This is a genomic window from Pseudomonas sp. W3I7, assembly GCF_030816095.1.
GTDB classification, from domain to species: domain Bacteria; phylum Pseudomonadota; class Gammaproteobacteria; order Pseudomonadales; family Pseudomonadaceae; genus Aquipseudomonas; species Aquipseudomonas salomonii.
In genome coordinates this window covers 2,964,755-2,984,217 of the sequence record NZ_JAUSXP010000001.1, presented here as the reverse complement: position 1 = coordinate 2,984,217, position 19,463 = coordinate 2,964,755, and the positions used below count along the sequence as shown (strand labels likewise).

Here is a 19,463-nt window from a genome sequence, read left to right as displayed (position 1 = left end):
GTGGGGGCATCCTTTTTAAGGAACCGAAATTTGCCCCCAATTATGCCCCCATTAGTCGTGGAATCCATTGGATTTAGACAGGCGGCAATGGACTGAAATTACCAATAAGCACTTGTTATAAAACAGTTTTATGGAATTTACTGGAATTCCATTACAGGCTATCGGGGTCCCCGAAAAACATCTGAATCCTCGACCTCAACCACCGCTCCCCCGGATCATTATCCTGCGACCCACGCCACGCCATATGCAGTTCAAACGTGCGTACCGGCAACGGTGGGTCTTCGGCGCGCAAACCGCCCGCCGAGGTGAGTGCCTCGGCGGCGTAGTCCGGCACGGTGGCGAGGATATCGGTGCCCGCCAGCAATGTGCCCAGCCCGTTGAACTGCGGTACGGCCAATACCACGTGGCGTTTGCGATCGAGCTTTTCCAGCTCTTCGTCGATAAACCCGCTCAGGTCGCCTGCGAAGGACACGAGGGCGTGGGGGCGGGCGCAGAAGTCGTCGAGGCTCAGGGAGCCGGGCACGCTGTCGGCGCGCAGCAGTTTCGGCAGGCTGCGGCGCAGCACTTTGCGTTTGGCGTTGGCGGGCAGGTCGGCGGTGTAGCTGACGCCGATGGAAATTTCCCCGGAGGCCAGCAGGCCAGGCATCAGGATGTAGTTGACGCGGCGCACCACCAGCACGATGCCTGGCGCCTCGGCGCGCAGGCGTTTGAGCAGTTGCGGCAGCAGGGCGAATTCGACGTCGTCGGACAGGCCGATACGAAACACGGCGGTGCTAGTGGCCGGGTCGAATTCGGCGGCGCGGCTCACGGCGGTGGAGATCGAGTCCAGGGCCGGGGAGAGCAGGGCGAAGATTTCCACGGCGCGCGCCGTCGGCTCCATGCTGCGCCCGGTGCGCACGAACAGCGGGTCATCGAACAGCCCGCGCAAGCGCGACAACGCCGCGCTGATGGCCGGCTGGCCAAGGAACAATTTCTCGGCAGCGCGGGTCACACTGCGCTCATGCATCAAGGTTTCGAATACGATCAAGAGGTTAAGGTCGACACGACGCAGGTCGTTACGGTTCATCTTGTGTCCTGGAAGAGTCAGCAAACTTGACGTGAGCGGCCACATGTAAACAATGACCGGCATGAATCTTACGGGGAAAGGCTGGTACTCTGCACCGGATAATTGAGTTTTCCTACGATACTTGAGGTGAATGCCTCACTTGCGGAATCAATGACAGACATGTCGACTATTAATGGCGACCGGTGGCCTTACCCGGAAAGCCCAGATAGAGTTCATGGCATTAGAGGTTACTTTGACGAGGTTTGCGATGTCCCGCACGATCCGTTTTCACAAGTTTGGTCCGGCCGAGGTGCTCAAATGCGAAGAGCATGCAGCCGCACAGCCCGCACCGGGCGAAGTGCAGGTGCGTGTCGAAGCGATTGGCATCAGCTGGTATGACATTCTGTGGCGCCAGAACCTGGCGTCCTCCCATGCACGCTTGCCGTCCGGCCTTGGCCATGAGATGGCGGGTGTGGTGGTGGCCCTCGGTGAGGGCGTGGATGACTTGGCGATAGGCGATAAAGTCGCCAGTTTTCCGGCCGAAAGCCCCAATGATTACCCGGTATATGGCGAGCAAATCGTATTGCCGCGCTCGGCATTGACCCGTTATCCGGATGTACTGAGCCCGATTGAAGCCAGCGTGCATTACACGCCGCTGTTGATCGCCTACTTTGCCTATATGGATCTGGCGCGGGTCAAACCCGGCCAATTTGCCCTGGTGACGGACGCCAGCCACTGTGCCGGCCCTTCGTTTGTGCAACTGGGCAAGGCGCTGGGTGTTCGGGTGATCGCCGCCACCAAGGACAGCGCCGAGCGCGAATACCTGCTGTCGCTGGGGGCCGAGAAGGTCATCGTCACCGAAGAGCAGGACCTGCTGATGCAAATCAACAAGTTCACCGATAACCGCGGCGTGGATGTGGTGTTCGATGGCTTGGGCGGTCCGCAGATGTCGTTGCTCGGTGATGTGCTGGCGCCCCGTGGCAGCCTGGTGCTCTACGGTTTGCAAGGCGGCAACCAGACGCCGTTCCCGGCCTGTGCAGCGTTCCAGAAGAACATCCAGTTCTTTGTGCACTGTATCGGTAACTTCACCGGCAAGCCGGAACTGGGCATCATTCAGGACCACGTCGCCTTGCAACGCGCATTGCGTGACATCAACCAACTGACGGCCGACCGCGTGCTGGTGCCACTGAAAACCACCGTGTTTGCCTTCAACCAGTTTGTAGAAGCGCACCGTTACATGGATGAATGCCCGTGCCGCGAGCGTGTTGCGTTGCAGGTTGAGGCTGTTTGAGGTGTAGGAAGATTCGTAAATGAGTTTTGCAAACTCTGGGCGCATGGGGCAAATGCGCCATATGACAGGGTTGAATCCGCGCGTTGTCTGAAACGCGCAACGGCCGTCCGGTCCCGCAAACGATGCCCTTTTCCCCGCCGCCGCCCTGAAATTCAGCGCGGCGTTGTTGTGTCTGTACCCTGCACATTTGCCCCCGTCATTATCTGAACTGCTTTTTGGTCAGCTTCTGTATCTGTTAATCATTATTTCAGCCCTGATAATTGGCACTTCACTTTCAACTCAAGGACTGAGTTATGAATGATTTCCTGATTCATCAGCAGGCACTTCCTGCAACTACGAGTGGTACAGCCTCTGCCAGGACGCGAGGCAATCGCCACTCCAAGGATGGCTTTCAAACGATGCATGGCTGGAGGTTGAAGTTTGACAAGTTCTATTTGTCAGATGTGTCTTTGAATTCAAGGTTAAAGGGCTGTAGGAGCCTGTCTGAATATTCCTAGGAGCATTGCTGCCTATCGCCAGGATGCTGTAGTACGGCGCCTTCGCCCCAGAAATGCTGGGAGACGAGCCGCCTGAGCAGCGCTTATCGATTTGTAACCCGGTGCTAGTGTTTATCTGTCGCACACACTGCACCGCAGGCAACGTTCTTACACATGCAATAGATCGGGCAACTACGCTCGGTAGTTGTTTTGAACTGATATTTCAACTCAGGTAGTAGAACTATGAGCGCTATTCACGAGCAGGCTATGAATTATGTTTACCAGCAAGTTCAACAACGCTTGGTTGGGTATTTCACACGCGCGGAGCGCACTGCACTTCAATTATTGATTCAGCGTATTGTCGTGGCCGCCGGCGGCATGGAACAAGTGGGTGATTACAAAGTGCTGGTGGCCCATGGCGGTGGTGAAGTCAGCAGCTACACCCTGGCGTTACTGCGTGCCGCACAGTTGAGTATCGCCGCGCGTGCGCCCAGGACCTTCCAGTTACGGGTGGCGACGCTCCGCCACGCGGGTATGACGCAAGACACCCTCGAGGCGATTCATCGCGGTTACAGCCGGCTGTTTTTCCATGATGACGACCGGGTCGAACTGTTGATGGTCGAAAACGAACAGGTGTTGCCCTTCAACCATCAGCGCCCGGCCTCCAGTCGCGGCTGTGAAGCTCACCAGCGCAACATGTTGATGGTGGGGCATCTGACCTCCGGCGATGTGCGCGCCACGCTGTGCAACGATGCCTACCTGGCACTGGGGGATTTCTATCAGCGCGTCACCGCCTGGAACGGTGGCGTGCACGCACTGGTCAGTGGCGACTCCGCGCGCAAACAGAGCCAGCTGCTGGCCTGGCTGAAAAAAGCCGCTCAGGCCAAAAGCGTCAAGGCTGCCAAGGGTAAGCCGACGTCGCTTGGCGGGTTGTTTACGCGCATGGATGAATGGAGCGGCGACTTCTACCGTGACCTGTACGGCGAGCACTATGTGCCCAAGGCTGACGTCAGCCCGGGCGGGTATCGCCACCTGGCCTATATCGGTATCGCCGACTTGCTTGAAGGCATCGACCGCGCCAGTGCTCCGTTGCTCGTCGATTTCATGGCTTATACGCCAGATCCGCTGGGCTTTCACTTCAGCCACCCAAGCTTTGCCAACCCGCCGTTGATGGCGCACCTGCGCGGCCTGCAAGCCGAATGCCTGCGCGAGCTGCATTACGAGGAAGGTGTCGAGGAGTTCCTCGAGCAGGCGCGCAATTACCTGCGGCGTCGGCGGGTGCCCGAAGAGCTGGTGAACCAGGTGGCCAATCGCGGGGAGCGTGCGTCGGCGAGCAGCCTTGCCCAGCAATTTTTCGGCTTGGACGAGAACCAGCTGGTCTGCCTGCTGTTTTCGCCTTTCATTCATCACGGCGAACGGCTGGAAGGCTATTTGCGTCAGTGCCACCCTGGCATGCTGGTGGCGTTGCCAGAACTGCACAAGGTCTTGCAGGGCAAACCGGCAGCCGAGATGCTGCAGCAATGGGTCGCCGATGCCAGCGGCTTGCCGCTGCCTTTGCTCCAGCATCTGTACCGCAAGCGGCCGATGAACCTGGCCCTTCGCGGTGCCCACAATGCACCCGTGCAAAGGTCTCAAGCCCGTGATGGCAGGGCCTTTCAGCTGTCCGGACGATGACGCTGCGGGGCGCACGGCAGGCTGACTTTGCTTATCAGGCGGTTTATCGCTACATGATCAACCTGATTAACGAGGTCAGCACGGATACGCGCGTAAAGCTGCCGTCGCTGCGCCAGTTGTCCCAGCGACTCAACGTGTCGATCTCCACCATCCAGTATGCGTATTCGCTGCTGGAAAAGGAGGGCCGGGTGTATTCGGTGGCCAAATCGGGTTATTACGCCTGGCCGCTTGCCGCCGGCCCAGTGGCGTGTCCCAGCGGGGATTTGCTTGAACGCCTCTATATGGCGTCCCGGCGCCCGGGCATGACCGTGCTCAGTGGCGATGAACCGGCCTTGCTGGCCTCACTGGACGGCACTTTGCTGCGCCTCGAGCGCGAGTTGGTGCGTCAGTATCCAGGGCATCTGCAGCCTTGGTCACAACCTTGCGGGGTGTGGGAGCTGAGGGCGGCGCTGGCGGCTCGCTACACCTCATCACCGACCCGCTGCTGGCAGGCTGACGACGTGTACATCGGCGCAGACATGCGCGGTGTACTCGACATCCTTATCGAGGTATTGGGCTTGCGCGGCGCCTCGGTGGTGGTCGAATCGCCCTGCGAGTGGTCAATCCTGCGCCTGCTGCAGGATGCCGGGGTGCGTATCCTTGAGCTGCCCTGGGGCAGCGATGGCCGCCTGGAACTGGCCCTGCTCGAAGGGATGCTGCGTAACGAGTCGGTGCAGTTGCTCGTGCTCTCGTCGTCGCTCAGCCTGCCGTCCGCCTTTGCCTTGCAGCCTCAAGACCGCCTGGCGGTGGCACAACTGCTCGATCGGTACGACTGCTGGCTATTGGAAAACGACACCTGCGGCGAATTGGGCTTCAAGCCGGCACCGGTTGCCCTGCGCGACCTGGTCAACCCTGAGCGGTTGGTGGTATTTGCCTCTTTCGAGAAAATACTCGGCCCAGAGGCGCCGTTTGGTTACGCGTTGTCGCGGCACTTGAGCGGTGAATTGCAGCGACAGTTCCTGCTGCGCTCGTTCCGACTGTCCGCCATTCGCCAGCGCGCGATTGCACGCTTGTACCTGAGCGGCAAAATCGACCAGCACCTGCACCACTTGCGCGGGCTGCTGCTGGAGCAGGCAGGCGAAATGAGCAAACTACTGAGCCAGCACCTGGGTGATCAAGTGACTTACCGGATGCCGGCGGGCGGGGCGACCTTTTGGTTGGGCGTCACCCGGGCGGTGGACATGCGCAAGGCTTTCCACTACCTGCTGGCGCGCCAGGTCGTCATGGCGCCCGGTGAGCTGTTCAGCGTGTGCGGCCTGCACCACCAGCACCTGCGGTTGAGCAACACCTTCCACGGTCAGCCCAACTTGGACAGTGCCCTGGCATTGGTGGGCGAGGCGCTGCGTGATGCACAGATCAGCTAAATGCATGAAACTTCTCTGTGGCTTGTAGGATCAATACCGTCGCGCAGTAGTCGAACTCTCAGTAAACTGTCATTTTTTCCGAATCCTTCTTCTTCGAGGTTTATGCATGACAATCAGTCCTTTTGCGGGCAAGCCGGCGCCAGCTCAATTGCTGGTGGATATCCCGCGACTGGTCACGGCCTATTACACCGGCCAGCCTGATGCAGCGATCTCCACCCAGCGCGTGGCCTTTGGTACTTCCGGGCACCGTGGCAGCTCGTTCGAGCTGAGTTTCAACGAATGGCACGTGCTTGCCATCAGTCAGGCCATCTGCCTGTACCGTGAAGCCCAGGGCATCAATGGCCCCTTGTTTGTCGGCCTGGACACCCACGCGCTGTCGACTCCCGCAGGCGCCAGCGCCCTGGAAGTGCTGGCCGCCAACGGCGTACACGTGATGCTGGCCGAAGGCGATGAATACACGCCGACCCCGGCCATTTCCCACGCCATCATCTGCTACAACCGTGGCCGTACCAGCGGCCTGGCAGACGGTATCGTGATTACGCCGTCGCACAACCCGCCACAAAGCGGCGGCTACAAGTACAACCCGCCCAATGGTGGCCCGGCCGATACCCACGTTACCAAGTGGATCGAAGCCAAGGCCAACGAGCTGCTGGCCAACAAGCTGGCCGGGGTTAAACGCATTACCCACGCCCAGGCGCTCAAGGCCGATACCACCCATCGCCATGACTACCTCAACAGCTACGTGGCCGACCTGGTCAATGTGATCGACATGGACGCCATCCGCAGCGCCGACCTGCGCCTGGGCGTGGATCCGTTGGGCGGAGCAGGGGTGCGCTACTGGTCCGCAATTGCCGAGCACTACCGTTTGAACCTGGACGTGGTGAACACCGAGGTCGACTCGACGTTCCGCTTCATGAGCGTCGACTGGGACGGTCAGATCCGCATGGACCCGTCCTCCAGCTATGCGATGCAAGGCTTGATCGGCCTCAAGGAGCGTTTCGACGTCGCCTTCGCCTGCGACCCGGACCACGACCGCCACGGCATCGTGACGCCATCCGGCGGCCTGCTGGCACCGAACAACTACCTCGCCGTGTCGATTGATTACCTGTTCCAGAACCGCCCAGCGTGGCGCGCCGATGCAGCCGTGGGCAAGACCGTGGTCAGCAGCGGCTTGATCGATCGCGTTGCGGTGCTTATCGGCCGGCGCCTGTTTGAGGTGCCAGTCGGCTTCAAGTGGTTTGCCGATGGCCTGTTCGAAGGCTCGCTGGGCTTTGGCGGTGAAGAAAGCGCCGGTGCCTCGTTCCTGCGCAAGGACGGCACGGTCTGGAGCACCGACAAAGACGGTTTGATCCCGGCTCTGCTGGCTGCCGAAATGACCTCGCGCAAAGGCCAGGACCCCAGCCAGATCTACCGTGGCCTGACGGATGCGCTGGGCGAGCCGTTCGCGATTCGTGTCGACGCCAAGGCGACCCCAGCGCAGAAAGCGCTGTTGGGCAAGCTGTCGCCTGAGCAGGTCACTTCCACGCAACTGGCCGGGGAAAGCATCGAGCAGATCCTCAGCCATGCGCCGGGTAATAACCAGGCAATCGGCGGTTTGAAGGTGATGACCAAGAACGGCTGGTTCGCTGCACGGCCATCGGGCACCGAGGACATCTACAAGATCTACGCCGAAAGCTTTGTGGGTGAAGACCACCTCAAGCAGTTGGTGGAAGAGGCGCAGGTGCTGGTAGACGGCGCCATCAGTTCTAACTGACGCAATGTGGGAGCTGGCTTGCCTGCGATAGCATCAACTCGGTGTATCTGATGTACCGAGTTGTGCGCATCGCAGGCAAGCCAGCTCCCACAGTTTGTTGGGCTCAGGCTGAAGGTCAGGCCAGGTCTACCAGGACGATTTCGCTGTCTTCAACCGCTGTTACCCGCAACACCTGCTCATCCTCAACCGCCACCCCGTCTCGCGCTTGCGCACGCAGGCCATTGACTTCAATCACCCCCGTCGCCGGCACCAGATAGGCCCGGCGCCCGCTGTCCAGCCGATACTCGGCGCTTTCTCCAGCCTTCAGGTTAGCTGCCACCAGGCGTGCATCTGCCCGAATGCGCAAGCTCTCAGTGTCACCGGCCTTGCCACTGGCCAGGGTCACAAAGCCCTCACGATTGCCCTTGGGAAACGGCTTGGCACCCCAGGAAGGCGGCAGACCGCCCTCATTCGGGATGATCCAGATCTGGAAGATCTTGGCCGGCGTGGCTTCCAGGTTGTATTCGCTGTGGGCAATCCCGGTGCCGGCACTCATGACCTGTACGTCACCCGCTTCGGTGCGGCCTTTGTTGCCGAGGTTGTCGGCATGGCTGATGGCGCCTTCACGTACGTAGGTGATGATTTCCATGTCGCGATGCGGGTGCTGCGGGAAGCCCGTGCCGGGCGCAATGATGTCGTCGTTCCACACCCGCAGGTTGCCCCAGTGCATGCGCTTGGGGTCGTGGTACTCGGCGAAGGAAAAGTGATGATGGGCATCGAGCCAGCCATGATGGGCGCCGCCCAGGGTAGTGAAAGGTCGAAGTTCGAGCATGATGGGTCTCCAGTGGATGGTGGCTATCATCCAGCAGCACATGATCGATAAAAAGCGTAAAAAATGCCGGATTCCAATCTGTTTATTCGATTGATTGCTGGCGTTTTGACTTTTACTTCATCGCCTAACTGCATGACAACAAAGCAATTGGCTGGAACTGCGCGCCGATTCCGGCGACCATGGCACCTTCGCCAGAACCAACCTCATCGCTGGAGTCCGCGTGCCGCAACAAACGCCTGATCTGCCCCCCGAACTGCGTCCCCTGGCAGAAATGCCCCTGCTGAAACGGCTCGCCGCCCGTTTGTTTGGCCATGGCCTGACGCGCTTGCGTGCCCAGCATCGGTTTTCCTGGCTGCACGGCCAGGCGGACGGCTTTCGCAGCGGGCACGAAGCCGGCGTGGAATATGGCTACCGCGAGGGCAAGGCCGACGGGCTGGAGGAAGGCCGCCAGGTGTTGCTGATCCGCGACTTTCGCCCTGACGAGCACCGCGCGCCGGGTGTGGATGACAGCTTGTTCGACGATTGGCGCCTGCCGCTCACGGCCGACGTCAAAAAGCGCATGAAGGCTGACGTAGCACGTTTGCTGCCGGCCCACGCCCAGCCCAGTGCCGCGCAGTGGAAGATGATCTTCAGTGACACCCCCTCGACCTCGGTGATTGCCGGTGCCGGCGCGGGCAAATCCACCTCGCTGGTGCTGCGCATCCTTTTGCTGACCCACTGCCTGGGCTTTGAGCTGAGTTCGATGACCGTGGTGACCTTCACCCGCGAATCGCGCAAAGACTTCATCAACAAGCTCATGGAAATTCTCGGACTGTGGGGCCAGCCCCTTGGTTTCAAAGAAGCTCAGGCCGTGGTGCGTACCTTTCATTCACGCATTCTGCCGATGGTGCGCAGCCTGCCAGGCTTCGAACGGCTGCAAGCGTTTGAGAGCCTCAGCAGCGGCTTCGAGGATGCCGACGGCAACCCCTTCGACCTGCGTATCAGCGACGCCCAGCGCCAACAGATGAACACCTGTTATCACCGACTGCATGGCCGCCATGCGCGCTTTCGCGAGCTGATCGCACCGCTGGCCCGCCATGGCCTGCAACTCAAGGAACTGGAGCGCGACCACCCCGACGTGCAGAAGCGCATCGCCGTTACCGAACTGGCGGCCAAGCGCGATGAAGAACTCTGCGACGTGATCGAGGACCTGTGGTTTCGCGCCGGCGCCTGGCCGATCAAGGGCATAGAACCGAGTCGCCAAACCTTTGAAATCAACGGTGCGCTGTTTCACTGTCACGGCTACATCGCGGATCTGGATGCCTGGGTGGTGCTGGGTTTTGATCCGCACGAAAACCCTCAGATCAACCGGCCCAATTCAAAGCTTTCGGTGCGGGCCGAGTGGGCGGTAAAGCGCACCCTGTTTCAAGCTTTCTGTCGCAAGCCATTGATATGGCTTGATAACTACGAATCATCAAAGCGCCTTTTAAGCAGCCTGGCGGGCGACGCGAGCGCCGGGCCTGGCTTTGATTACAAGGTCAAGGGCGAGCTGGCCTCGGCGCCGCTGCTGGACAGTTTTGTGATGGCTGCCGGGTTTATCGAGAACCTCGGGCTGGATGTGCCCACGGCCGTTGGCCAAATGAGCTTCGCCAAAGACGACCCGGACCGCGGCTACTTTGAAGCCTTGAGCATTTTCTGGAAGGCGCTGGAAGATCACTTGCTCGATCAATCGCCGCCGATCATGACCTATAACCGCATGTTCTCGCTGTTCGGTGAGAACACCCCGGAAAACCTCAAGCTGCTCAGCGATCCACTGCTGCGGCCGATGTCGCACCTGATGATCGACGAGTTTCAGGACGTTTCGCCGCAGATCGTCTCGTGGATTCGCGCCAGCCTGCGCGAGATCCGCAGCCGTGGCCCGGCGATGCATGTGGGGCGTGGCGCGCAACGCTCCTCGTTGCTGTGCGTGGGCGATGACTGGCAGTCGATCTATGGCTGGCGCGGCAGTTCACCCAAGTACTTCATGGCGTTCAACCAGGAATTCCCGTCGCCCAGCACCACCCGCGTGATGCTCAGCGAGAACTACCGCAGCCACCAGCACATCATCGACGCCGCCGAACATGTGGTGCGCGCAGCCCCGGCAATCCCCGGCAAGAAGGCCAAGGCCAGTGGCGAGCCCAAGGCTTTGCAACCCGTAGTGGTACTGGAGCGGGACGACGCCGCACTGGGACGGCAGTTGCTGGAGCACTATCAGCGCGGTAATACAGTGCTAATGCTTTATCGAAAAAGTAGCGATAAGTTATTGATACAAGAGTATATTCAGTCTGTAGTTAATGTTGATTCTAGCTTGCCGCCACAGGACCGTCGGCTCAAACAGCTGACTTATCACAGTGCCAAGGGACTGCAAGCGGACGCTGTTTTCCTGCTTGGGGATTGCCAGCACGTCACTAGCTCGCCTTACAAAAACCAGGTTTACCGCATGGCGGGCCTGGGCAAGGACGGCGACAGCGAGCCCTACGACAGCGCGCAGAAAGACGAAGTGCTGCGCCTGGCGTATGTCGGGATTACCCGCGCGGTGAGCCATTGCTATTGGTATGTGGAGAAGCCGGAAGGCCAGGGCGTGAACGTGCCAAGGGCTTCGGAGCGAGTTGATGGGCGGAAGGCTTTTTTTGATGACCGACGCAGCTAGCCTTTAAACACGGCTCTATAAGTGTGGCGAGCAAGCTTGCTTGCGCTGGGGTGCGAAGCGCCCCCAAAAAAGCCTGCTCCAGCTGCGCTGTCGAACGGGAGCAAGCTCGCTCGCCACAGCAAGCCCGCTCCCACATTGGTTAGCATTTACCTGTTAAATCGGGTCACGCACGCAACGACAGCGGCGGCACAAAACACTCCAGCTCATCCTCCACCGCTTCGATAATGCGCTCCACATCCGCTGCATTCATCACCGTGGCGCAAGGAATGCCGGCAATCGCGATCAACGTCTCGCCGCTGGCCCGGTCGAACAGGCGTGCGACCATACTGCCGGGGGCGTCCATGCTCCCCTCGAAGCCCATCGGATGAAAGTGCCAGCGCATCAGTTGGCAGGCATTGGGAAATGTCACTTTGTTCATGTTGCCCACCTTGTTCATTGAGCGCTTCCTTTAGCTCGCGGCAGGGGGCCATGACCTTCACTGGTCGTGGCATCAAGACGTTCAAAATAGCATTCGTTCGCAAGCGCGCGGTGACTTTTTAGGAGCCGTTCGGCAGTTCTTTCGCGATTATATGACATGGGTCATGTCTTACTTATGACTAAGCAAAAGGCCACTAGTCAGAAGTTCCAATTGACCATTGAATGCCGCCGGCAAATTCGGCAATCTCCCAGGCATTCCCGCCGCAGAGCCTTCCATGCAGCCCGTCTTGAGTGAAGAGCGCGAACAAACCCAAGCCACCGGCGATCTGGTGTTGCGCCATCACCTGTGCTGGCGCCATCGCGACCTGGATGGCGTGATGTCCTACTACCACCCCGACATTCAGTACCACGACTTCTTCCAAAACCGCGTGGTGGGTCAGGCCGAGTTGCGCGAGTATCTGCAAGCCAGCATGCCGCGTGGCGCCGACGAGGCGATCGAGCACATCGACCGCATTCGCGCCGACGGCGACACCGCGTTTATCCAATACCGCATTACGCTGCGCGGCGGCCAGGGCCTGGTGTCATTTCGCACCAGTGAGGCAATCACCGTGCGCGATGGGTTGATCTGGCGCGTCAACGAGTACGCCTCCCTGGTGCATGAACAGCCGGCCCAAAACCTGCGCCCGACGGTCAGCCGCCTGGGCCTGTCGCCCCAGCAATTGGGGCATATGGCCAACGATCTGCAGCAGTACTTCGAACTCAAGCAACCCTATCTGGACCCGGAACTGGACCTGCAACGTGTGGCCAATGAATGTGGCTACAGCCGCAATCAGATTTCGTACCTGCTCAACCAGGTGCTGGGCCAGAGCTTCTACCGCTACGTCAACCAGGCCCGGCTCCAGCACCTGCTGGCCGGGCTGGACAAGGCCGTGCCGCCGATAAAGGTCGATGACCTGGCGTTTGCCGCCGGTTTCAATTCGCTGTCGGCGTTCTACAGCGCGTTCCGCCAACACACCGGGCAGTCGCCCAAGGCCTACGTCAAACAAATTTCTCTGCGTGCACGCGCGCAAGACACTCCCTGACGCCGCGCTCTAGGATCCAGCCTATCGAAATGAGGTTGGGGAGCTTGGCATGCCGGCATGGCGCAACATCAGTTTATGGATGGACCAGTTGGACGACCCGCTGGTGGCGCGGCCGTCCCTTGCGCATGACCTGGACGTCAATGTAGCGATTATCGGCGCCGGCTACACCGGGTTGTGGACCGCCTACTACCTCAAGCGCCAGGCCCCGGAGCTGAAGATTGCGATTATCGAAGCGCAGACCGCAGGCTTCGGTGCTTCGGGCCGCAATGGCGGTTGGCTGATGGGCAACCTGTTGGGCGAAGACCGCCTGCTGGCCGGCCTGTCACCGCCACAACGGCGCGCCTCGTTTGACCTGCTGCATGGCATCCCCGACGAAGTTGCCCAAGTACTGGCCCGTGAAGGCATCGACTGCGACTACCGCAAGGGCGGTGTGCTGTACTGCGCGGCGCGCTACCCGGAGCAGGAAGGCAGCCTGCGCCGATACCTGGACAAGCTCCACGCCCAGGGCCTCACCGAAGAGGATTACCGCTGGCTGAGCCCGCAACAACTGGCCGAGCAGATCCGCATCGCCAAGCCCTATGGCGGTATCTATGCGCCCCATGTCGCGACCATCAACCCGGCCAAACTGGTGCGCGGCCTGGCGCGAGTGGTGGAGAGCATGGGCGTGACGATCTATGAGAACAGCCCCGTCACCCAATGGCAGTCCGGCAGCGTGCGCACGGCCAACGCCAGCGTGCGCGCCGCGTGGGTGGTGCCGGCGGTGGAGGGTTACGCCACCACGTTACCGCCGTTGGGGCGCTATCAATTACCGGTGCAAAGCCTGATGGTCGCCACCGAACCGTTGCCGGCCAGCACCTGGGATGAGATTGGCTTGAACCGGGGCCAGGCCTTCGGCGAAAGCAGCCGCCAGGTCACCTACGGCCAGCGTTCGGCGGATGACCGCCTGATATTCGGTGCCCGTGGTGGCTATCAGTTTGCCGGCAGGCTGCGCCATAACTTCGACCTGAGCACCGACGAAGTGGAGCTGCGTCGCTACCTGTTCAGCGAACTCTTCCCACAGCTCAAACACGTCAAGATTACCCACTCCTGGGGCGGCAACCTCGGCATGTCGCGCAACTTCCGGCCGCACATGCTGTGCGATCACACCACCGGCATCGCGCTGTCCGGCGGTTATGGCGGGGAGGGCGTCGGCGCCACCAACCTCGGTGGTCGTACGCTCGCCGACATGATTCTGGGCCTCGATACGCCGCTGACCACCCAGCCCTGGGTGATTCGCGAGCGTGGCCTGGACGCGCTCAAGGCCTGGGAGCCCGAGCCCTGCCGCTGGCTGGGTTACAACGCGATCATTCGCAGTTTTGTCCATGAAGACCAGGTGTTGGCCAACCCCAACACCGCGCCGTGGCGGCGCAAATTGGCGACCGGCGTGGCCGGGTTCATGGAAGGTTTCATGCACTGAGACGTTTCACTCACACGGGAAAACCCATGAGCATCACTCACTTCAAAGACGCGCTGAATACCCATCTGCCGGACTCGTCACCGGTGGCCGTGCCCTTGGGCGAGCCCATCGCCGTGGCCTCGACCTTGAGCGTGGAGCGCAGCGATGGCGTCGAAACCGGCATCTGGGCATGCACCCCAGGCCGCTGGCGCCGGCAGATCACATCCCAGGAGTTTTGCCACTTCATCCAGGGCCGCTGCACCTTTACGCCGGACAACGGTGAAGTCGTTCACCTACAAGCCGGCGATGCACTGATGTTGCCGGCCAACAGCACCGGCATCTGGGATATCCACGAGACCGTGCGAAAAACCTACGTATTGATCCTGTAACGCTTTGATCCTTGATCGCCTGCCATAAAAACAGCCCTAAAACCGCCAGGAAATCGAACCATGAAAGCCATTGCCCTGTTGCCCTTGATGTGGGTGGCCGCTATCAGCCAGGCCGCCGAGACGGTCAAGATCTACAACTGGTCGGACTACATCGCGCCGGACACCACCAAGAACTTCCAAAAAGAAACCGGTATCGGTTTCACCTACGACGTATACGACAGCAACGAAACCCTCGACGGCAAGTTGATGACCGGCAAATCCGGCTATGACGTGGTGTTCCCCTCCAACCACTTCATGGCGCGGCAGATCCAGGGCGGCGCCCTTAAAAAACTCGACAAGAGCCAGCTGCCGAACTGGAAAAACCTCAACCCGGTGCTGCTCAAGGCCCTGCAAAACAACGACCCGGGCAACGAGCATGGTTTCCCCTACCTGTGGGGCAGCACCGGCATCGGCTACAACATCGACAAGGTCAAGGCGGTGCTCGGCGACAACGTGCCGGTGGACTCCTGGGACCTGATCTTCAAACCCGAGAACATGGCCAAGCTGCAAAAGTGCGGCGTGGCGATTCTCGACAACGGCCCGGAACTGCTGCCGGCGGCGCTCAACTACCTGGGCTTGCCGCCCCACAGCAAGCAGGCTAAGGACTACAAAAAGGCTGAAGAGCTGCTGATGAAAGTGCGCCCGTATGTGGCCTACTTCCACTCTTCGAAATACACCGCTGACCTGGCCAATGGCGACATCTGCGTGGCCGTCGGCTTCTCCGGCGACATCCTGCAGGCCGAAAGCCGCGCCAAGGAAGCCAGGAACGGGGTGAACATCGGCTACAACATTCCCAGGGAAGGCGCCGCCATCTGGTTCGACATGGTCGCCATGCCCGCCGATGCCCCGGACGAAAAAGGCGGTTACGCGTTCATGAACTACCTGCTGCGCCCGGAAGTGATGGCCAGCATCACCAACTATGTGCACTACGCCAACGGCAACGCGGCGGCTGACAGCCTGGTAGACCCTGCAATCAAGGCCGACACCAAGGTGTACCCAAGTCCGGAAATGATGGGCAAGTTGTTTGCGCTTGAAGCAATGCCGCTGAACATCGACCGGATTCGTACGCGGGTGTGGAACACCATTCGTACCGGGCGCTAGGCGTTACCCTGAGCCCCTGTGGGAGCTGGCTTGCCTGCGATTGCGACCTGTCCGTTGGCCATTGGGTGACTGACACACCGCTATCGCGGGCAAGCCCGCTCCCACATTTTGACTGTGCAATGCCGGTTTTTAGGGGTTTTCCAGATCATGCCCCAACGACTGGATAAACAACGAAAACAGTTCCGGCTGTGACGAAATATCCAGCTTTGCGTACAGGTGTCGCCGGTGCACCTTCACGGTGTCCGGCGAGATCTTCAAACGCTCGGCCATGGCCTTGGACGAGAACCCGCGCAACACCAGGCGCGCCACTTCCAGCTCGCGCTCCGACAGCACACCGCTGCCAAAGTGGCTCAGCGCGTCGCGAATCTGCGTGTCCATCGCCGGTGCACGCTGGGTGCTTTGCTGCCAGTGCTGCTGCATCAGCGGCAGCACCCAGGCCGCCAGTGTGGTCATCAACCCGGTTTCTTCAAAGTTGAAGCGCCGCTGCATGCCCAGCGATAACGACAGCGTGCCTGTACCCGGCAATTGCAGAATGAATTGCACCTCGTCTTCCAGCACGTTGTCGTGGAAGTAGTTGAGGAAGTATTCACTCTGGCGAAAATGGTCCGGCGCCACTTCCTCCAGGCGATACACGCCGCTGGCATAACCTTCGCGGTAAGCCTGGTAAAACGGGTCGATCAGGTACAGGCCATTGAGGTACACCAGCATCGAGGCCGGTTTGCTGCTGGGCTGGGCGTCGTATTCTTCCAGGGCCAGGGGCGGGCCATCGAGGGGATAAAAAATCGCCAGGGCGTTATCGAACGGCAGGCATTGGTGCAGCAACAGCACCAGCTGTTTCCAGAAGCGCTCGCTGCCCAGGTGTGCGACGGTGCGGCCCAGGCCAGCGTGCATGCCGACCTCTCTGAACAGGCTCATAAACACGGCTCCCGCCCTCAATAGATCGGCCAAGGGTTCGGCTTTTGCCGCGTATCGTCAAGGGGAGTACGCCAATAGGGGAATTGGCTCGCATAAACACAGCGTTTACTTTTCCGTCATCCAGCGGGAAACATATCTCGCAAGCGCCTGACTTTTTCGTTTCTGCCTCCTACCAAAAACAACGATAGAGGATAACGATATGAGTGCTTCCCCCGCGCCAGACGGCGTGCTCAAGCCAACCCTGAGTGTGTTCGATGTGGTGGCCATTACGGTTTCGGCGGTCACGCCGGCCAGCTCGGTCTTCGTGATTGCGCCGTTTGCCATCCAGCAGGCGGGCAGTGGTGTGTTCCTGGCGTTTGTGATGGCGGCCTTGTTCGCGCTGATGTTCGCCTTCTGTTACGCCGAACTCGGTCGCGCCCATAACAGCGCCGGGGGTGAATACGTATATGCCAAGCGAGTGTTTGGCGGCATGGCTGGCTATGCGACATTTCTGACAGTGCTGGTGATGCTGTTGTTTATCCCGCCGGTATTGGCCACCGGCGCCGCGACGTACCTGAATAACGCCCTGGGCACAACATTCGACGCGCAAACCGTGGCCCTGGTCATCGTGGTGTGCAGCTACGCCCTGGGGATCCTCAATATCAAGCTCAATGCCTGGATTACCGGCACCTGCCTGCTACTGGAAGTGGCAGCCTTGCTGGTGATCGTATTTATCGGCTTTGGCAACCCGGTACAACCGGCCAGCGTGCTGTTCCAGCCGCAGATCGTCGAAAACGGCGTGTTGCACCTGGCGCCCTGGGCGTTGGTGATCGGCGCCGTGGGCATCGGCCTGTTCTCGTTCAATGGCTATGGTCCGGCGGTATTGCTGGCCGAAGACATGAAGTGCGGTGGCAAAGGCGTACACAAAGCGGTGCTGTGGTCGCTGGGGCTGGTGGTGGTGATCGAACTGGTGCCAATCACGGCGTTGTTGATCGGCGCGCCGTCGCTGAGCGCGATGATCAGCAGCCCCGACCCGATTGGCTATCTGCTGAGCAGCCACGGCAATGAAACCCTGTCACGTCTGGTCAGCGCCGGGATCTTCCTGTCGGTGTTCAACGCGATTGTCGCCATCGTCATCCAGATTGGCCGGGTGGTGTTCAGCAGCGGCCGCGATGCCCTGTGGACGCCGCGCATCAACGCGCTGTTTACACGTATCCACCCACGCTGGGACTCTCCATGGCTGGCGACATTGTTTCTGGCCATCCCTTCGGCGCTGCTGAGTTTCAGCTCGAACCTGGCGGACCTGACGTCGTTCAGCGTGTTGCTGATCATGCTGGTGTACCTGGTGGTGGCGTTGAGCGCGCTGATGAGCCGGGTACTGCTGCGTGATCGCGAGCATCCGTATCGCATGCCGTTATGGCCGCTGCCGGCAGTGCTGGCCGTGCTGGGCGCCGGCTACCTGCTGGTGACCCTGATCGCGGCAGCGTCGGTGCGCGACATCATGATCATCATCGGCTTGCTGGCCTTGTCGGTGATTTTGTATTGCATCAGTGGCCGGACGAGTCCGGCGTATCAGAAATTGTAAGGAGTGGGTATGCGTGCACGTCAATTGGGCATTACGTTGGGGCTGGGCACGCCCGGCGAATTGAATGCCATCACCGATGTTCCCGGCGTCCGCGTGGGCCACGCCACGCTCAAGGCCAGTGTCGACGGCAAACAGGTGCGCACCGGCGTCAGCGTGATCCAGCCGCGCGCCGGGGAGGCACGCCAGCAACCGTGTTTCGCCGGCTACCACGTGCTCAACGGCAACGGCGACGCCACCGGCCTTGAGTGGATCAGCGAAGCGGGGCTGCTGACCACGCCGATCGCCATCACCAATACCCACAGCATCGGGATTGTGCGCGATAGCCTGATCGCCCTGGAGCGCGAGCGCCTGGCGGACCCGGCGGTGTACTGGTGCATGCCGGTGGTGATGGAAACCTACGACGGCCTGCTCAACGATATCTGGGGCCAGCACGTCACGCCGCAACATGTACGCCAGGCGCTGGACGCGGCCGAGGGCGGCCCGGTGCAAGAGGGTGCAGTCGGCGGCGGCACCGGCATGATCTGCCATGAGTTCAAGGGCGGTATCGGCACCGCCTCCCGATGTGTGCCTGAGGAGCAGGGCGGCTGGACCGTCGGTGTGCTGGTACAGGCCAACCATGGCAAGCGCCAGGAGTTGCGAGTGGATGGCTACCCGGTGGGGCGCCAGTTGATGGACATACCCTCGCCGTTCGCCGAGCGGGGCACGCCGGGCATGGGTTCGATCGTGGTCATCATCGCCACCGATGCGCCGTTACTGCCCCATCAATGCCAGCGCCTGGCACAACGCGCGTCCATCGGTATCGCGCGCACCGGCGGCGGCACCGAGGATTCCAGTGGCGACCTGTTCCTGGCCTTCGCCACCGGCAATCACGGGCTGCCACCGGCAGATTACGGGCGCAAGGGCCTGGCACTCAGCAGCGTGTTGCGCATGGTCAACAACGACCATATTTCGCCGTTGTTCAGTGCCGCCGCAGAGGCGGTGGAGGAGGCGATCATCAACGCGATCCTGGCGGGCGAGGACATGACCACTGAAGACGGCGTCACGGTGCCCGGACTTGCCGACGAAGTATTAATCGGCGCGTTAAACAAGTGCGGTTGGAGCCTGCCCCGGTAATGGGGGACATGCACTTTAATAGTGCCGGTGGTGGCTCTTTAATATTGAACTATGACACCATGTCAATATATTGGATCCATTATTCCAGAGGGCCGCTCATCAAGAGCGGCTTTACCGCTATTTAATATTTAAATAACACTCGGCGGCGATTTGCGACGCCAGCGCAATTACCCCCAATAAACGCTGTGTGCGACTTCCTTAAGTTGAATCTACGTCACATTTTTGTTGCTGAAATATGTGTAGACGAAAGATTTCAAGTTGTGTCAGTTTCGATACGCCTTCAAAAG

15 protein-coding genes are annotated in these 19,463 nt (G+C 60.3%); 11 read left to right on the top strand and 4 right to left on the bottom strand.

What is annotated here, in order from left to right:
• Window positions 1–151 precede the first annotated feature (151 nt).
• The gene (locus tag QF043_RS13895) at window positions 152–1,066 is read right to left on the bottom strand and encodes a LysR family transcriptional regulator (RefSeq protein WP_244972951.1); all 915 of its coding nucleotides are present in this window, start codon (window positions 1,064–1,066) and stop codon (window positions 152–154) included.
• A 247-nt stretch (window positions 1,067–1,313) separates the two neighbouring features.
• Here QF043_RS13895 and QF043_RS13890 point away from each other — a divergent pair, with 247 nt between their 5' ends.
• The 4 genes from QF043_RS13890 (at window position 1,314) to pgm (ending at window position 7,642) form a co-directional block, all read left to right on the top strand.
• Entirely contained in the window at window positions 1,314–2,336 is a 1,023-nt protein-coding gene (locus QF043_RS13890; RefSeq protein WP_307418939.1) for a zinc-dependent alcohol dehydrogenase family protein, read from the top strand.
• A 719-nt stretch (window positions 2,337–3,055) separates the two neighbouring features.
• Complete coding sequence (locus QF043_RS13885) at window positions 3,056–4,486, top strand: hypothetical protein (protein ID WP_307418938.1); 1,431 nt, start codon at window positions 3,056–3,058, stop codon at window positions 4,484–4,486.
• Entirely contained in the window at window positions 4,483–5,889 is a 1,407-nt protein-coding gene (locus QF043_RS13880; protein WP_307418937.1) for a GntR family transcriptional regulator, read from the top strand. Before QF043_RS13885 ends, QF043_RS13880 begins: the two co-directional genes overlap by 4 nt.
• Before the next feature lie 106 nt (window positions 5,890–5,995).
• On the top strand, window positions 5,996–7,642 hold the full coding sequence (gene pgm / locus QF043_RS13875; protein WP_307418936.1) for a phosphoglucomutase (alpha-D-glucose-1,6-bisphosphate-dependent): 1,647 nt from the start codon (window positions 5,996–5,998) through the stop codon (window positions 7,640–7,642).
• A 115-nt stretch (window positions 7,643–7,757) separates the two neighbouring features.
• On the opposite strand, the gene QF043_RS13870 is transcribed toward pgm, so the two are convergent.
• The gene (locus QF043_RS13870; protein WP_307418935.1) at window positions 7,758–8,453 is read right to left on the bottom strand and encodes a pirin family protein; all 696 of its coding nucleotides are present in this window, start codon (window positions 8,451–8,453) and stop codon (window positions 7,758–7,760) included.
• A gap of 220 nt (window positions 8,454–8,673) precedes the next feature.
• Here QF043_RS13870 and QF043_RS13865 point away from each other — a divergent pair, with 220 nt between their 5' ends.
• Window positions 8,674–11,121 carry a UvrD-helicase domain-containing protein gene (locus QF043_RS13865; RefSeq protein ID WP_307418934.1) on the top strand — a complete coding sequence of 816 codons (2,448 nt, stop codon included), beginning with the start codon at window positions 8,674–8,676 and terminating at the stop codon, window positions 11,119–11,121.
• 163 nt (window positions 11,122–11,284) lie between these two features.
• Here the strand turns inward: QF043_RS13865 and QF043_RS13860 are convergent, their stop codons facing one another.
• Complete coding sequence (locus QF043_RS13860) at window positions 11,285–11,557, bottom strand: DUF1652 domain-containing protein (protein ID WP_026013572.1); 273 nt, start codon at window positions 11,555–11,557, stop codon at window positions 11,285–11,287.
• 256 nt (window positions 11,558–11,813) lie between these two features.
• On the opposite strand from QF043_RS13860, the gene QF043_RS13855 reads away from it, so the two are divergent.
• The 4 genes from QF043_RS13855 to QF043_RS13840 are packed head-to-tail and all read left to right on the top strand — an operon-like array spanning window position 11,814 to window position 15,584.
• On the top strand, window positions 11,814–12,620 hold the full coding sequence (locus QF043_RS13855) for an AraC family transcriptional regulator (RefSeq protein WP_307418933.1): 807 nt from the start codon (window positions 11,814–11,816) through the stop codon (window positions 12,618–12,620).
• A gap of 49 nt (window positions 12,621–12,669) precedes the next feature.
• The gene (locus QF043_RS13850; RefSeq protein WP_307418930.1) at window positions 12,670–14,076 is read left to right on the top strand and encodes an FAD-binding oxidoreductase; all 1,407 of its coding nucleotides are present in this window, start codon (window positions 12,670–12,672) and stop codon (window positions 14,074–14,076) included.
• Window positions 14,077–14,102: 26 nt separating this feature from the next.
• Entirely contained in the window at window positions 14,103–14,444 is a 342-nt protein-coding gene (locus QF043_RS13845) for a cupin domain-containing protein (RefSeq protein ID WP_307418928.1), read from the top strand.
• Between the two features lie 60 nt (window positions 14,445–14,504).
• Window positions 14,505–15,584, top strand: a complete 1,080-nt coding sequence (locus QF043_RS13840; RefSeq protein WP_307418927.1) for a polyamine ABC transporter substrate-binding protein — start codon at window positions 14,505–14,507, stop codon at window positions 15,582–15,584.
• Window positions 15,585–15,713: 129 nt separating this feature from the next.
• Here QF043_RS13840 and QF043_RS13835 read toward each other — a convergent pair whose 3' ends face one another.
• Window positions 15,714–16,499, bottom strand: a complete 786-nt coding sequence (locus tag QF043_RS13835; protein ID WP_307418926.1) for a helix-turn-helix transcriptional regulator — start codon at window positions 16,497–16,499, stop codon at window positions 15,714–15,716.
• A gap of 199 nt (window positions 16,500–16,698) precedes the next feature.
• On the opposite strand from QF043_RS13835, the gene QF043_RS13830 reads away from it, so the two are divergent.
• Both QF043_RS13830 and QF043_RS13825 read left to right on the top strand, forming a co-directional pair.
• On the top strand, window positions 16,699–18,063 hold the full coding sequence (locus tag QF043_RS13830; RefSeq protein WP_307418925.1) for an APC family permease: 1,365 nt from the start codon (window positions 16,699–16,701) through the stop codon (window positions 18,061–18,063).
• Between the two features lie 9 nt (window positions 18,064–18,072).
• Complete coding sequence (locus tag QF043_RS13825) at window positions 18,073–19,176, top strand: P1 family peptidase (RefSeq protein ID WP_307418924.1); 1,104 nt, start codon at window positions 18,073–18,075, stop codon at window positions 19,174–19,176.
• Window positions 19,177–19,463: the final 287 nt, after the last annotated feature.

Bases quoted from the DNA above. Each gene is read 5' to 3' on its own strand.
- QF043_RS13895 (WP_244972951.1), bottom strand. From the start codon at position 1,066: ATGAACCGTAACGACCTGCGTCGTGTCGACCTTAACCTCTTGATCGTA.
- QF043_RS13890 (WP_307418939.1), top strand. From the start codon at position 1,314: ATGTCCCGCACGATCCGTTTTCACAAGTTTGGTCCGGCCGAGGTGCTC.
- QF043_RS13885 (WP_307418938.1), top strand. From the start codon at position 3,056: ATGAGCGCTATTCACGAGCAGGCTATGAATTATGTTTACCAGCAAGTT.
- QF043_RS13880 (WP_307418937.1), top strand. From the start codon at position 4,483: ATGACGCTGCGGGGCGCACGGCAGGCTGACTTTGCTTATCAGGCGGTT.
- pgm (WP_307418936.1), top strand. From the start codon at position 5,996: ATGACAATCAGTCCTTTTGCGGGCAAGCCGGCGCCAGCTCAATTGCTG.
- QF043_RS13870 (WP_307418935.1), bottom strand. From the start codon at position 8,453: ATGCTCGAACTTCGACCTTTCACTACCCTGGGCGGCGCCCATCATGGC.
- QF043_RS13860 (WP_026013572.1), bottom strand. From the start codon at position 11,557: ATGAACAAGGTGGGCAACATGAACAAAGTGACATTTCCCAATGCCTGC.
- QF043_RS13855 (WP_307418933.1), top strand. From the start codon at position 11,814: ATGCAGCCCGTCTTGAGTGAAGAGCGCGAACAAACCCAAGCCACCGGC.
- QF043_RS13850 (WP_307418930.1), top strand. From the start codon at position 12,670: ATGCCGGCATGGCGCAACATCAGTTTATGGATGGACCAGTTGGACGAC.
- QF043_RS13845 (WP_307418928.1), top strand. From the start codon at position 14,103: ATGAGCATCACTCACTTCAAAGACGCGCTGAATACCCATCTGCCGGAC.
- QF043_RS13840 (WP_307418927.1), top strand. From the start codon at position 14,505: ATGAAAGCCATTGCCCTGTTGCCCTTGATGTGGGTGGCCGCTATCAGC.
- QF043_RS13835 (WP_307418926.1), bottom strand. From the start codon at position 16,499: ATGAGCCTGTTCAGAGAGGTCGGCATGCACGCTGGCCTGGGCCGCACC.
- QF043_RS13830 (WP_307418925.1), top strand. From the start codon at position 16,699: ATGAGTGCTTCCCCCGCGCCAGACGGCGTGCTCAAGCCAACCCTGAGT.
- QF043_RS13825 (WP_307418924.1), top strand. From the start codon at position 18,073: ATGCGTGCACGTCAATTGGGCATTACGTTGGGGCTGGGCACGCCCGGC.